This window comes from Humidesulfovibrio sp. (assembly GCF_030689645.1).
Taxonomy (GTDB): Bacteria; Desulfobacterota; Desulfovibrionia; order Desulfovibrionales; family Desulfovibrionaceae; genus Humidesulfovibrio.
The window spans coordinates 1-13,545 of record NZ_JAUYFU010000002.1 but is presented as its reverse complement, the minus strand read 5'-3'; the positions used below and the strand labels follow the sequence as shown (position 1 = coordinate 13,545).

Here is a 13,545-nt window from a genome sequence, read left to right as displayed (position 1 = left end):
CCAATGGATATAAATCTTAACGTTGAATACTCATACCGCGTATAAGGCCTGAGATCCAGAGGAAATTATGTTGCGTATGACATATGTGGTTCAGGTCGCTGGTGTCTGCTCCGTGGACGAGGGGCTCATGCTTGCGGCTTGCGGCGCGACACATGTGGGACTCCCCTTGCGGCTGGCGGTGCATAGGCCCGACGTGTCGGAGGAGCAGGCGCGCGACATCGTGCGCGCGCTTTCAGGCCGGGCGGAAACCGTGCTCATCACCTATCTTGCCGATGCGCTGGAGACCCTGGCCCTGTGCCGCTACCTGGGCGTTTCCGGGGTGCAGCTGCATGGGGATATGCCTCTTGGGCAGGTGCGTCTGCTGCGGCAGGCCGCGCCGGATCTTTTCGTCATCAAGAGTCTGGTGGTGGGCGCTGCGCCTGAGGCGGACATTTTTGCCCGTGCACAGGATCACGCTCCCCTTGTGGACGCGTTTTTGACAGACACCTATGACCCGGCAAGCGGCGCCACCGGGGCCACGGGCAAGGCGCATGACTGGAAAGTGAGCGAGCGCCTGGCGCAACGCCTCCCGCGCCCGCTCATCCTGGCTGGCGGCCTGAATCCGGACAACGTGGCCCAAGCGATACAGGCCGTTCGTCCCGCCGGGGTGGACGCGCATACTGGCCTGGAAGACGCCCAGGGGCGCAAGGATGAGGCCCTTGTTCGGCGCTTTGTGGCCGAGGCCCGGCGCGCATTCGATTCCATGCCTGCTGCGGGGCTTGCCAAAGATATCGAATCGAAGTAAGAAGCGGCTGCTTTCAAGAACCTCCGAAGTCGGACTGCTGCTTACAGCAGCCAACGCGGGGGTCGCAATCGAGGAGACTGCATGTCCAAAGAAGAAGCCATTGAGGTTGAGGGCGTCATTCAGGAAGCCCTGCCTAACGCCATGTTCCGCGTCGAGCTGCAGAACGGGCACAGCATTCTGGGCCACATTTCCGGCAAGATGCGCAAGCACTACATCCGCATCCTGCCCGGCGACAAGGTCAAGGTGGAGCTCTCCCCCTACGACCTGACTCGCGGCCGCATTACCTTCCGCTTGCGCTAACCCCCCGACCATAGCTGCATGATGAGCCCGCCTCTGGCGGGCTTTTTGTGTTTCTTCGGACCGGGGTGCGCGCCCGCCCGCCAATTCGTCCCCCCCTTGTCAGGCATCGCTGCCGCCGGGGGGGGGAGGTCTGTCGGTGCGCTCGGCGCGGTCTGTCGGGGGCTGTCGCGTGGACGTTGCCAGGGGCGGGGCGTGTGGGCTATGGGTAGGGCGACCGTGCGGACGTTTCGCCTGCGCGGACAGGGAGGCCACCATGCAGCGGCGCAAGGGCGTTGTGAGCTATTTCGACGAGCGCAAAGGCTTCGGGTTCGTCACGGACGAAGAGGGCCGCGATGTGTTCGTGCACTATGCGGAAATCCAGCGCGACGGCTTCCAGACCCTCTCGTTGGGCGAGCAAGTGCTGTTCGACCTCGCCGAGGGCGGCAACGCCTTGCGGGCGGTGAACGTCGAGGTGCCGAAGGAAAAGGTCGGGGCGCGCAGGCCGTAGGCTTTCGCGCCGGGCGATGAAATGACGAAGGGGCCGCGAGGCCCCTTTTTGGTGATTGTGTGAAGCTGGCGGCTTGAGCTCCCAACTACCTCTTCTCCACCACCGTCTTCCCGATGGGCGCAAGCGTCGCCCCCACCAGCTTCAAATGCTGGAGGCCGAAGGGGATGCCGATGATGGTGATGAAGCAGAGCAGGGCGGAGGCCAGGTGGCCTATGGCCAGCCACACCCCGCCGCACACGAACCAGGCCACGTTGCCCAGAAAGCCCAGCGGCCCGGTGCCGATGTCGTCGCGCCCGGTCACAGCCCGGCGGCTGACGATCTCCCGCCCGAAGGGCCACAGGCAGAAGTTTCCCAGCATGAAGCAGGCCCGGCCCCAGGGAATGCCGATGATCGAAATGAACATGACAAGGCCCAGCAGAAACCAGCCCGCGCCCATGAAAAGCCCGCCAAAAACGAACCAGATGATGTTGCCGATCAAGGACATGCGCAGTTCCTTTCGCGGCCCGTTCCACCGCTTGTTCGTCTGGCCCTTTCGTTCGCTTGGCAGCCTGCGGTCTGGCCGCTACTTCGTCCCTTCCAGCACATTCTCCACATGCACGACCTTGGCCTTCCACTCGCCTTTCTTGATGACGTAGCGGGTGAGGCCCTGCTCGATCTGATCGATGTAGTCGAGCTTGCCCCAGCCGTTCTCGTCCAGCAAACGGGCGATGTCATCCAGAAAGGGCTCCACGTCGATGTAGTGGCCTTCGTGGTCCACGGCCAGAATGCGGTCCTTGTACACCACCTGGTCAAAGGGCATGGAGTGGCGGATCTCTTCAAAGGCCTCTGGCGAGAGGCCGTGGATGTCGGCATACACGCGGACGGCTTCCATCAATGCTCCGTGTTTGGTTGTGCCGCCATTTGCTGCGAAAGGCTGCGCAGGTCCTCCAAAATGATCGCCGCAGCGCGGTGCGCCGCGCCCGGCCCGCCCACCTTGGCCCGCAGTCCGGCCAGGTCGGCCCGCGCGGCCGCAAGGGCGATGTCCTCAGCCAGCCAGGGGCGCAGGCGCTCGGCCAGCAGCGCGGCCTTGGCCTTGCCCTGCAAAAGCTCCGGAAAAATTTCGCGGCCCATGATGAGGTTGGGCAGGCTGGCCCATTTCACCTGCACCACGGCCTTGCCGATGGCGTAGCTGAGGGCTGAAAGCCGGTAGGACACCACGGTGGGCGTGCCGATGAGCGCGGCCTCCAGGGTCACAGTTCCGCTGGCGGCCAAGAGGGCGCGGCTCTGGCGCATCATGCGGTAGCGGTCCTCGGGCGGGTGGATGGTCACCGGCAGCTCCGGCGGCAGAAATTGGCGCAGATAGTCTTCGTCCACGCCGGGCGCGCGGGCCAGGGCCAGCTTGAGATCCGGCAGGCGCTCCTTCAGCAGCAGGGCCGCGCCCACGAACTCCGGCAGCAGGGCGGAAATCTCCTTGCGGCGGCTGCCGGGCAAAAGGCCAAGCAGATTCGGGTCCGGGCGCATGGAGTCCAGCTCCATGAGCGGCATCTGGTCCATGAGCGGGTGGCCCACATAGTCCACATCCATGTTGCGTGCGGCGTAGAAATCTTTTTCAAATGGCAGGATGCACAGCACGCGCCGCGTGTGTTCGCGCAGGAACTCCACCCGGCCCGAGCGCCAGGCCCACACCTGCGGGCTGACATAATAATACACAGGGATGCCGAGCTTTTTGGCCATGCGCGCCACACGGAAGTGGAAGTCCGGGCAGTCGATGAGGATGAGCGCGCGCGGGCGCGACTCCATGAGGGCGCGCTTCACCTGGCCCAGCAGCCGGATGATGCGCGGCAGGCCGGAAAGCACCTCGGTCAGTCCCACCAGGGAGATGAGCCGCATGGGGAAGCGCACGTCGCACCCGGCCTTGCTGAGGGCCGGGCCGCCCATGCCCAGGGCGGTGAGGCCGGGCTCCACCTCGCGCAGGGCGGCAAGGAGCGTGGCGGCGTGGATGTCGCCGGAGGCCTCGCCAGCGCTGATCCAGACGGGTCCTTGATGTGTGGGTGTGATCATGGGGCGTAAATACCGTGAATCACGGCCCCGCGCAAGGCGCAGGCCAGGCGTTTCGGCCCTTTAGGGGGGAGCGTTTGCCCGCGTGCGGTGAAGTTGCAATGCCCCGCCGGAGCATGTAGGGGAAGGGCTGCCTGCCCGGCTCCAGTCGCTTCAGCGTCCGGGGAGCCAAGGGCGACAACCACCAATTCGGAGCAATCCATGCAGAAAGTCGGCGTCATCGGTCTTGGCTCCATGGGCAAGATTCACCTGCGCAATTATTGCGAAATGCCCGATGTTCAGGTGATGGGCGTCATGGATCTGGCCCAGTCCAATCTGGACGAGGCCAAGGCGCGTTTCGGCGTTGCCGGGTTCACCCGCCTGGAGGATTTGCTGGCCCTTGAACTGGATGCGGTGAGCATCAGCGTGCCCACTGTGCTGCATTTCGAGGTGGCCATGCAGGTCATCGAGCGCGGCGTGGCCCTGCTGGTCGAGAAGCCCCTGGCCGCCACAGCAGCCCAGGGCGAAGAGCTGGTGAAGACCGCCCGCGCCAAGGGCGTGCCGCTCATGGTGGGCCATATCGAGCGCTTCAACCCCGCCATCCAGCGGGTGAAGGAGCTGGCGGGCGACGATCTGATCTCTCTTGAGATCGAGCGCGTGGGACCGTTCCCGGCGCGCATTCAGGACGTGGGCGTCATCCGCGATCTGGGCTCCCACGACATCGACCTGCTGCGCTACCTGACCGATTCAAACTTCCGCAGCGTGTCCGCAGTGTTCTCCACCAGTCAGGGCAAGCACGAGGACAGCGCCTTCATCTGCGCGCAGATGGAAAACGGCGTGCTTGGGCACATCAAGACCAACTGGGTGACGCCGTTCCGCTCGCGCAAGATCCGCGCGGCCTGCAAGGGGCGCTTCATTGAAGCCGACCTCATCACCCAGCAGGTGCGGGAGCTGAGCCCCTTCAACGCGGTGGAGAAAACCTACTCCGTGAAGGAGTGGCCCACGGTCCAGCGCGAGCAGATGCGCGAGCAGTTGACGCAGTTCTTGAAGGCTGTGCGCGACAAGTCGCCCGCGCCCATCACCGGCGAGGACGGCCTCGAAGTGCTCAAGGTCATTGAGTGCATATTCGCTGGCGGCGGCAAGCCGTAAAAGCGGTCGTATGGAATGATTGAAGCGGCTCGCCGGGAAACTGGCGGGCCGTTTTTTTGCGGGCGCTAATTCGCCGCGAAGAGCCGCACGTGGTTCTGCACGCGGGTGGCCCCGGCGACATGCGCGCTTTCCACCAGATGAGACTCCTCGGCCTTGGTGCGCACGCGGCCAATGAGCACGGCGTTGCCCTCCACCACATGCACGCGCACCTCGCGGGTGCGGATGCCGGACAATCTCAGGATGTTGTCGCGCACCTCGCCGTCGGTGACGCGTCGCGCCGGGCCGGAGCCCGCCGGAAACAGGCACAGGGTGATCTCCCGCACGCCCTTGATGTTCTGCGTGGCCTTGCGGGCGCGGTCCAGCTCCTGCTGGCTGGCGTAGGTGCCCACCACATAGGCGCGGCCCTGGGATACATGGGGGATTGCGTACTTGAGGTTGCCGCCCTGGTGGTCCAGCGCGGCGCGCAGGCGCGCCTCGGCCTGGGCGTCGGGGCTTACATCCTGCTCCAGGGATTTGCGGGCGTTGAGGCCGACCGCCATATCATACCCTGTTTTGCTCGTTTCGGCCACGTTGAGCACATCCATGGCCGCCAGAAGCGGCATGGTGGCGCAGCCGCTGGCTGTAAGAGCCAGGAGGCAGAGGAGCGTTGCCAAAAGGAGGGGTCGCACAGGAAGCCTCCAAAGGTGATGCCGGTTTTGCGGCGCGCACGGGTTGTGCGGACGCATGCGGGGGTCGGCGCCCCCTCTGCTTTCATCGGCCAGCCCGGCCCGCAGGATTAGGGCTGGGGCAGGACCTCCTTCTTCAGGTCCGCAGGCTGGAGGGGCAGCCTGCCATCCTTGCGGCTGAGGGCCACATAATAGGGCTGTCCGGCCATCCACTGCTCGAAAATCTTCACCATGTGCTCGGGCCTGTTGGGCCAAGCATCCCACTTCTTCTTTTTTATGACCAGGACCACGTCTTTTTCCGCCACGTGCTTGTCCAGGGCTTCGAAGCTTGCTGATTCAAGAATCGGGCCGCCGAGATAGTAGGAATAAATTCCCTGGTAGATGTCGTGGGCAACGGGGGTGTAGCCCTTCTCTGCGTAGGCTTTCAGCTGCATTGCCTGTGGCTTGGGGCTCATGATGATGTCGAGGGACGGAGCCAGCACATGGCAGGCGGGATGCACCCACAGGGCGGTCAAAACTGCCAGGGCACCCAGAACATGCCGTGGATCGTGCTTGCGCAGCAGCAGCAGGCCGAGCCCGCAGACCGCGAAGCCAGCGGCCACGATGCCTGCGCCGGGCAGGCCGCCGTCAGCCGAAACGGGCGCAGGCAGGAATCGCGCGCCTTGACCGGTTACGGCGGCCAGGGCGAAGAACATCAGGGCGGCACCCGTCCACAGCCTGCTCCAGGGCAGGTCGGACCTGAGCAGCGCCAGGGCCAGCAGCAGAGCAAGGGGCGCCAGTTGCGGCAGCAGGTACACCACAACTTTGCCGCTCAAGAGCGATAAAAGCGTAAGCCCGCTCAGGGCGGAGATCCACAGCCAAGCGTAAGCGTCGCCCTCGGAGGTGGCATTTTTGCGCCTGGCCAGGAGCCCGCGCCAGAAGTCTCCGGCAAAGAGCCGCCTGAGGGGCAGGGCCACAGGGGCGAGCATCCAGGGCAGCCAGCAGGGCGGGAAGGCCATGAGGTAGAAGTACCACGGCTCCGCGTGGTGGAAGGTCTTGGTGGCGCGCTGGAAGATCTGCTCGTAGAATATTTTGTGCAGGAACTGCGGGCCTTCCACGAAATAGGCAGCAATGACCCAGGAGAATATGACGGCCAGCAGCACGCCAAGGCCGGGCAGCAGCTCCTTGCGGAAGAATTCACGCGCGCGGCCTCGCCACGCCAGGAAGAGCAGGGTGGTGAGCACCGGGAAGAGCAGACCCAGCGGCCCCTTGGTGAGCGTGGCCAGGGCAGCTAGAAAAAGAGCCAGGGCCGCGTTTCGGCCTCGTTTCGCTTCGTCGCCGGGGCGGAAGGCCAGGCAGAAGGCCGCCTGGGACGAGGTGATGAGCGCCGCGAACAAAAGGTCCATGCGCGAGTAGTGCAGCAGCCCGGCAAAGAACAGTGTGGTCAAAAGCACGATTCCGGCCATGAGCCCGGCATCGGCGGGCAGGCGCAGCACCTTGGCCCAGGCCAGCACGGCGTAAAGCACCAGAAGGCCGCTCACTGCGGCCCCCAGGAAGAACACCGCCGGGTCCGGAATGCCGGTGACCGCCTCAAGGGCGCGCAGCAGCCAGAAGTACAGGGGCGGCTTGTCCGGGTAGGCCACGCCGTTCAGGTTCAGAACCAGCCATTTGCCGCGCAGGAGTCCCGCGTAGGCGTCGGCGTAGCGCACCTCGTCCGAGAACCACAGGGCGCGCGCCGACAGGGTTCCGGCGGTCTGCAGGATCGTCAGCTTCAGCAGGGCCAGCCAGGGCCAGCGGCGGAGGAACTCCCAATAGCGTTGCATCAGCGGCCTCCGAAGCGGGCGAAGCGTTGTTTCAGGATTCTGGCCAGCACCGGGGCCAGGCGCTGGCAGAACAATCCGCCCAGGCAGCCCACGGCCAGTCCGCCCAGCAGGTCAGTCGGGTGGTGCGCCCCAACGGCCAGTCTGCTTGCGCCCATGAGGGCGAGCAGCAGGCCCATGAGCAGGGGCACGGAAAGCGAGCGGGCGAAAAGGGCCAGAGAGGCCGTCTGCACAGTCATCTCCGCAGTGTGGCCGGAAGGCATGGAATTGTGCGCGCCATCGAAGGAAAATGGGATGAATTCCCCGCCAACGCCGGGCCGGGGTCTGCCGATGCCGATTTTGAGCAGGCGTTCGATGGTCAGCGAGAAGAGCAGCTGCGCCGCCAGATAGGACAAGGCCCAGGCCGCGAGGTCTGCGCGCCTGTTCTTCACGCCCAGGAACAGCAGCGATGCGAACACCAGGTACAGGGCCGGGTTGCCCCAGTCGGTGTAGAACTTCACCACGCGCAGCGCTTCCGGGTGCGCAAGCCGCCATTGGGCGAAGTGCGCGGCCACGGCGGGCTCGTCGCCGATGAAGACGAAACAGGCGGCCACTATAAGAAGCAGCGGCAGGGTCAGGGCCAGCCAGACCATTGCGGGGGGGGGCGGGGCGTTGCGCGGCATGCGGCCTTATAGGTCGATTCGCCGGGGCGCGCAACACAGGCCTGTGGAGTCGCGCAACGGAAATAGCGCCCGCCGGGAATCCTCCAGACGGGCGCCAATGTCAGTGAACGTGCAGATTTACGCGGCGGTCTTGTTGTCCAGCCCGCCTACGCAGCGGTCCACCTCGCGCACCTTGGCCAGAATGCTCTTGCCGATGCGCTTGAACTCCGAGAAATCCGCCGGGTGGTACGAGTGCCGGGTCTTGGCAAGGCCTGCCAGGTCGATGGTCTCGTTGAACAGGTAAGGCAGGTACAACGGGTCCTGGCGCACGAAGAACAGCGCCTGCTCCAGCAGGGTGTGGATCTCCTTCTGGCTCTGGCCGCACTGCCGGAAAAGTTTCTGCATGCGGCGCTCAAGGCCGCGGATGGAGCTGGTCCAGATGTGGCTTCTGGGCTCGAAGCGGTAGCCCTTGGACTGGCCGCGGGCCTGGCTCAGGGTGTTCAGGAAACGCTCGCGGCTGCCAGGAGCGGAAGACAGAACGCCGAGAGTGCGTGCCTCGTCCAGGTCCACGGGGGGCGCGCCTTCGATGATCACGCCGCCGCCGTAAAGGTTGTTGATGCGGAAGGGGATCTTCTTGAGATCGTTCTCCAGGTCGCGCTTGCTGGTGAGGTACTGGATGCTCGAAACGATGTCCTCGCCCCAGAGGTTCTTGAGACGCTGGTGCATGGAGGGATCGAAATTCATGACGTGCGTGGCCGCGTGGTGTCCGTCGGCGTGGGTGGTGGTGCCCTTCCAGGCGAAGTCCTGGCCGGCGAGCAGAATGCTGCCTACGCCCATCCAGCGCAGCAGGCGCACAAGGGTCAGACTGACGTTGCCGCCCGCGTCCAGCACGAACTCGCGGTCCTGCAGCACGAAGGTGGCCATGCCGCCCATGGTCCACAGGGGCAGGGTGGGGCCGGGGTAGCGGCGCACGACCTCGGGGTTGACCTTGGTGGAGTAAATGAGCGGGATGTCTTTGGCCCAGTCCATGTCCAGGCGGTCATAGAGCGAGAGCATGGAATCGTCGTAGTCGAGGGCCAGGCAGAAATGCGGCTTCAGGTCATAACGGCGCAGGGCGGGCAGGGTCTGCAGGGCCGTGGTGTACAGCGCGTAGCCGGGGTTCTTGGCCAGCTCCGGCGCGAAGCGGGCGAGGGATGGCCCGGCGCCCAGCACAACCGCGCCCACGCCGCAGGCGGCGTCCTTCAAGGGCAGCAGGCTGCCGTCGTTCTGGGCGCGGCGGTAGTTCTTAAGCTCGTTGCCCACCATGACGTCCTGGCGGCAGCGCAGGGTGATCATCTCCACGCTGAAGTTCTCCAGGCGGTTCTTCACCGTTTCCATCCATCCGGCGTATTCCGGGCCGAGCTGGCGGCTGGGGATGTCGGCGCGCAGGTAAATTTTTCCGTACACGTACTGCAAGTCCAGGTTCTTGATGTATTCTTGCAGTTGCTCTTCATCCGGCGTGACGAAGTGCAGCTTCTTGTTCTCGAAGAATGGGCGGTAGTCGGTCTGGCCCAGGCAGGCGATAAGCAGTGACGGGTTGGGCTCAAGCACAAGGATCTTGTGCGAGTCCGGCGTGTTGACGAGGGTGTGGTTCAGCCCATAGCCCAGGTTGGTGCCAACGATGATGGTGGCCGAAAGATCGGGCTTTTCAAGCACCGGCCAGTCGCGGTAGAGCATGCCCGGCGGCATGGCCTCGAAAAGGCCCGTTCCCGTGGGCAGCCGCCAGTCAATGAGGCCCCATCTGTTGACAAAGATGCTGGTTTTCAGGGACTGTTCATCGAAAGGGCGGCTGGAAAGCCAGGCGTACAGCGCCGGGTTGGCCTTTTCGAGAGCGGTGATGTTGTCTTTCAGGAACGGGTACATGGTCATAGTGCCGACCTCGCTGGTTTGATGTCGGCTTTGCAAATCACGGGCCAGCGGTCCCCCATGCATGGGGATGCGCCGCAGGACAGGGGCATACGATGGAGCGCACGGACATTTTGAGGCTGGTTGGCAATACTCCCCTGGTGGAGATTCGCCGCCTGAACCCCCACCGGAACGTCAAAATCATGGCGAAGGTGGAGAGCATGAACCCCGGCGGGTCCATCAAGGACCGCGTGGCCGTGGCCATGATCGCCGCCGCCGAGAAGAGCGGCGAGCTGACGCCGGAAAAGACCATCATTGAGGCCACCAGCGGCAACACGGGCGTGGGCCTGGCCATGGTGGCGGCGGTGAAGGGCTACAAGATGTGCCTCATCATGCCCGACTCCGCCAGCGAGGAGCGCAAGCGCATCATGCGCGCCTACGGCGCGGAGATCCGCCTCACCCCCGGACGCCTGGGAACCGACGGCGCCATCGAATTGGCCTATCGCCTGGCCCGCACCGAGCCGGACAAATACGTGCTCATGGACCAGTTCAACAATCCCAACAGCATCGCCGCCCACTACGAGGGCACAGGCCCGGAAATCTGGGCCCAGACCGGCGGCGCGGTGACGCACGTTGTGGCCACCCTCGGCACCTCGGGCACGGCCATGGGTCTGGCCAAGAGCATGCACGAGCACGAGGGCGTCCAGGTTTGCGCCATCGAGCCCTTTGCCGGGCACAAGATTCAGGGCCTCAAGAACATGCACGAGTCCTATCCGCCGGGTATCTACAATAAGAAGGTTCTGGACCAGATCCTGCGTGTGGAGGACGAGGAGGCCTTCGAAGGCTGCCGCCAACTGGCGCGCCAGGAAGGGCTCTTCGTGGGCATGAGCTCTGGCGCGGCCCTTGCCGGGGCCCTCAAGCTTGCGGGCAGCATCGAGGCCGAGGGCAAAAGCGGCTACATCGTGGTGATCTTTCCGGACGGCGGCGAACGCTACCTGTCCACGCCGCTTTTCGCGCCCAAGACTCTGGACGGCCTGCGGCTCATGAATCTCGCCACCGGAGGCAAGGTCCACCTGGACGCCACGGGCCAGCTGAACATTTACAGCATCGGCCCCAGCCTGGATACGCCAGACGACCCGGACGCTTGGCGCAGGCTGGTGCTGGCCGATGTGCTGGCCCGGCACCTGAAGGCCCGCGGGGCTGACGTGCGCCTGGCAGTGGGCCTGGCCGACCTGGATGACCGCACGCTTTCTTCCGCCCGAGAGGCCGGACTTTCCCGCGCGGACTACGCCGCCGGGGTGCTTGCGCGCATCAAGAGCCGCGCCGAGGCCCTGGGCCTGCTGCCGGAAACCGTGTTCGAGCCTGCCTCGGCCTCGGTGCCTGCGGCCATCGAAATCTGCAAGAAGCTGCTGGGCAAGGGCTTGGCCTACGAGAAGCTCAGGAGCGTGTACTTCGACGTGCGCCGCGACAAGCGCTACGGAGCCATGAAGCTCATGGACATGGACGGTCTTTCCGTGGGCAAGACCGTGGACCTGGGCGACTACGTGAAGGACAATCCCCTGGACTTCACGCTGCTCAAGCGCGCCACCTTGCAGGACTTGAAGCTTGGCGACATCATTGAGACCGAATGGGGCAACGTGCGGCCCAGCTGGTTCGTGCAGGTGGCCGTGGCCGGGCTTTCCGCCCTGGGCCGGGTGGATGTGCTCGTGGCCGGAGAGGACCACCAGTTCCCGCACCTGGAGAATCTGCGCGCCATCTGGAGCGCCGCCGGGGTGGAGCCAAAGGCCTGGCTGGCCGACCGCAAGATCTCCCGGTCCGATGTGACCGGCGGCGAGGGCGCGGCCCAGGCCGAAGCAGGCGGCGAGTCCCTGGACCTGCCGTCCCTGCTGGAGCGGGCAGGCGGTCCGGCAGCCCTGCGCCTGTGGCTCTTGTCCGTGTCCTACCGCAAGTCTCTGGCGGCCACGGGGCAAAGCCTGTCCATGTGGTCGCGCAACTGGCACAAGGTGCAGGAGGCCGCCTGCGGCCTGCGTCTGGCCCTGGGCGAGTCTGCGGAGAAGCCGGGCGATCTGCCCGAGGACGTGGAGCAGGCCGTGTTCGACCTCAAGGCCGGGCTGCTCTCGGCCCTGGAGGACGACCTGTCCCTGCACCGCTACTGGCCCAAGCTCTTTACTTTTGTGAAGCGCGTCAACGCCTGGCTCACCAGCGGCAAGATGACCGGAGCCGCCGCCTCGGCCTGCCTGAAGCAGCTTGAGGCCGCCGATGGCGTGCTGGGAATCCTCGACCTGAGCCAGATGCCCATCGCCTGCGCCTGCCTGCCCGAGGCCGTGCAGGGGCTGGTGGCCAGGCGCGAGGCCGCGCGCAAGGCTAAGGACTTCGCCGCCTCCGACGCCCTGCGCGGGGAGCTGGCCTTGCTGGGGTATCGCGTGGAAGATACTGCTCAAGGTCCGCGAGTGTATGCAAAACCGGTCAATATGGCCGGGCAGGGAGCCTAGATGGATCGGACCACTCTTGTTTGGGTTCTGGCGAGTTGCGCCTGGCTTGGCTTTGCGGGCATCGCCATCATCTGCGGAGCCTTGCGGGTGAAGCTGCTGGAGCCCCGCCTGGGCGAGGCCAAGGCGCATGTGATAGGCACGGTGCTTGTGTGCGTGCTGATCATGGCGTCTATTCAGCTGTTCGTGGGCGCTTCGGGTCTGACGGAAACCTGGCCGCTCATGCGCATCGGGGCCTTCTGGACCATCCTCACCATCTGCTTCGAGTTCGCCTTTGGCATGCTGGTGATGAAACAGAGTATTGAGACCTTGCTGGCGGATTACAACATCTTCAAGGGCCGCGTGTGGCTCCTGGTGCTCATCACCACTTTCTGGGGGCCGGTGCTGGCGGGGATGATCCGGGCAGGGTAATTCATCCTCTGGTCTCCCCACTCTTGGCCATAAAAGAACACCTCTGGCCGGAAGCGATGACTTCCCGCCAGAGGTGTTCTTTTGCGCTAGGGCTTTTTGCCAGCCTGCACGGCTATCTCTACGTCAGACCGCACTCACAAAATACGGAGGGTAGAGGCCAGAGACGGTTTTCGTCAAGCAATCGGGGATACGTTGTGGTCGTTGCCGGGCTATGAACGAGTGTTACTTCTGCTGCACGATTGAGCAAACAAAGTTTAGCTTTGCCTCGCCAACACTTTCTGGAAGAACTCTCACAAAATCGTTTTGATTGTCCCTAAATGAAGTTATCGTGTCACCATTTTTGCTGTAGTAGTAAACATTTTTAGTGTACATTGTTTTGTCACCGCAGTTTGCAACGTCTTCCTCAATTAAATATTTGGGAGTAACCTTCAATTTAAGCTTATTCGAAATGTTTTTCGCGTCATGGTCTGAGAATAATGTTTTTGCAAAAAATGAAACATATATATTCTTTGAAATTATTGATGTTGTATCAACAAGAATAAATGTATCTTTGTTCGTGTCCGCTATGACTGCCCAGTCAGCCGCCACTGCATGGCATGGGCCTACAAATAGGATGCAGAGAAAGAAAATATAGATACGCATTGTTTTTGCTTATCATGTATCTTGTTGATGTCAAGCGGATTAGGTGTTCTTAATGTGAGGCGGCGTTCTATCTCCTCGTCAGCCCGTACTTCTTGAGCTTGTACTGCAGCGTGCGGCGGCTGATGCCCAGCGCGTCAGCGGTTTTTTCGCGGTGCCCGCCCGAGGCGTCCAGCGCCTGGCGCAGGGCTTCGCGCTCCGCGTCCTCCATTGCGCCCGGCAGCCCGGAGGTCAGGTCCACTCCCTGCGCGCCTTCGCCCGGCGCGCAGCCGGAGGCCGAG

15 protein-coding genes are annotated in these 13,545 nt (G+C 63.9%); 6 read left to right on the top strand and 9 right to left on the bottom strand.

The genetic code is table 11. From position 1 onward, the window contains the following. Positions 1-76 precede the first annotated feature (76 nt). From Q8O35_RS00160 to Q8O35_RS00150, 3 genes are all read left to right on the top strand, one after another. Complete coding sequence (locus Q8O35_RS00160; protein WP_305569046.1) at positions 77-784, top strand: phosphoribosylanthranilate isomerase; 708 nt, start codon at positions 77-79, stop codon at positions 782-784. 81 nt (positions 785-865) lie between these two features. Further along, the gene (gene infA, locus Q8O35_RS00155) at positions 866-1,084 is read left to right on the top strand and encodes a translation initiation factor IF-1 (protein ID WP_089272379.1); all 219 of its coding nucleotides are present in this window, start codon (positions 866-868) and stop codon (positions 1,082-1,084) included. A 253-nt stretch (positions 1,085-1,337) separates the two neighbouring features. Further along, positions 1,338-1,571, top strand: coding sequence for a cold shock domain-containing protein (locus tag Q8O35_RS00150; RefSeq protein ID WP_305568991.1), 234 nt, complete (start codon positions 1,338-1,340; stop codon positions 1,569-1,571). Positions 1,572-1,656: 85 nt separating this feature from the next. Here Q8O35_RS00150 and Q8O35_RS00145 read toward each other — a convergent pair whose 3' ends face one another. The 3 genes from Q8O35_RS00145 to lpxB all read right to left on the bottom strand — a co-directional run bounded on the left by Q8O35_RS00145 (position 1,657) and on the right by lpxB (position 3,611). Continuing rightward, a complete protein-coding gene (locus tag Q8O35_RS00145; protein ID WP_305568989.1) occupies positions 1,657-2,055 on the bottom strand; it encodes a YccF domain-containing protein in 399 nt (132 codons plus the stop codon). A gap of 78 nt (positions 2,056-2,133) precedes the next feature. After that, entirely contained in the window at positions 2,134-2,442 is a 309-nt protein-coding gene (locus tag Q8O35_RS00140; RefSeq protein WP_305568987.1) for a hypothetical protein, read from the bottom strand. Further along, positions 2,442-3,611: a lipid-A-disaccharide synthase gene (lpxB, locus tag Q8O35_RS00135; protein ID WP_305568985.1), complete on the bottom strand. Its 1,170-nt coding sequence runs from the start codon at positions 3,609-3,611 to the stop codon at positions 2,442-2,444. The genes Q8O35_RS00140 and lpxB overlap by 1 nt, the downstream gene beginning before the upstream one ends. A 198-nt stretch (positions 3,612-3,809) precedes the next feature. Here lpxB and Q8O35_RS00130 point away from each other — a divergent pair, with 198 nt between their 5' ends. Further along, positions 3,810-4,736 (top strand): Gfo/Idh/MocA family protein, encoded by a 927-nt coding sequence (locus Q8O35_RS00130; RefSeq protein WP_305568982.1) that lies wholly within the window; start codon positions 3,810-3,812, stop codon positions 4,734-4,736. A 65-nt stretch (positions 4,737-4,801) separates the two neighbouring features. Here the strand turns inward: Q8O35_RS00130 and Q8O35_RS00125 are convergent, their stop codons facing one another. From Q8O35_RS00125 to Q8O35_RS00110, 4 genes are all read right to left on the bottom strand, one after another. Continuing rightward, positions 4,802-5,404, bottom strand: coding sequence for a BON domain-containing protein (locus Q8O35_RS00125; protein ID WP_305568980.1), 603 nt, complete (start codon positions 5,402-5,404; stop codon positions 4,802-4,804). Between the two features lie 107 nt (positions 5,405-5,511). Continuing rightward, positions 5,512-7,203 carry a glycosyltransferase family 39 protein gene (locus tag Q8O35_RS00120; RefSeq protein ID WP_305568978.1) on the bottom strand — a complete coding sequence of 564 codons (1,692 nt, stop codon included), beginning with the start codon at positions 7,201-7,203 and terminating at the stop codon, positions 5,512-5,514. Next, positions 7,203-7,862 (bottom strand): phosphatase PAP2 family protein, encoded by a 660-nt coding sequence (locus Q8O35_RS00115; protein ID WP_305568976.1) that lies wholly within the window; start codon positions 7,860-7,862, stop codon positions 7,203-7,205. Before Q8O35_RS00115 ends, Q8O35_RS00120 begins: the two co-directional genes overlap by 1 nt. A gap of 117 nt (positions 7,863-7,979) precedes the next feature. Further along, a complete protein-coding gene (locus Q8O35_RS00110; RefSeq protein WP_305568974.1) occupies positions 7,980-9,749 on the bottom strand; it encodes a motility associated factor glycosyltransferase family protein in 1,770 nt (589 codons plus the stop codon). Positions 9,750-9,841: 92 nt separating this feature from the next. On the opposite strand from Q8O35_RS00110, the gene Q8O35_RS00105 reads away from it, so the two are divergent. Beyond that, positions 9,842-12,217, top strand: coding sequence for a cysteine synthase (locus Q8O35_RS00105; protein WP_305568972.1), 2,376 nt, complete (start codon positions 9,842-9,844; stop codon positions 12,215-12,217). Next, the gene (locus Q8O35_RS00100) at positions 12,218-12,625 is read left to right on the top strand and encodes a hypothetical protein (RefSeq protein ID WP_305568970.1); all 408 of its coding nucleotides are present in this window, start codon (positions 12,218-12,220) and stop codon (positions 12,623-12,625) included. Between the two features lie 222 nt (positions 12,626-12,847). Here the strand turns inward: Q8O35_RS00100 and Q8O35_RS00095 are convergent, their stop codons facing one another. Together Q8O35_RS00095 and Q8O35_RS00090 are read right to left on the bottom strand one after the other, a co-directional pair. Further along, positions 12,848-13,267, bottom strand: a complete 420-nt coding sequence (locus Q8O35_RS00095) for a surface-adhesin E family protein (RefSeq protein WP_305568968.1) — start codon at positions 13,265-13,267, stop codon at positions 12,848-12,850. Positions 13,268-13,334: 67 nt separating this feature from the next. Continuing rightward, positions 13,335-13,545: helix-turn-helix domain-containing protein (locus Q8O35_RS00090; RefSeq protein ID WP_305568966.1), on the bottom strand; the 211-nt coding region annotated here is incomplete at its 5' end.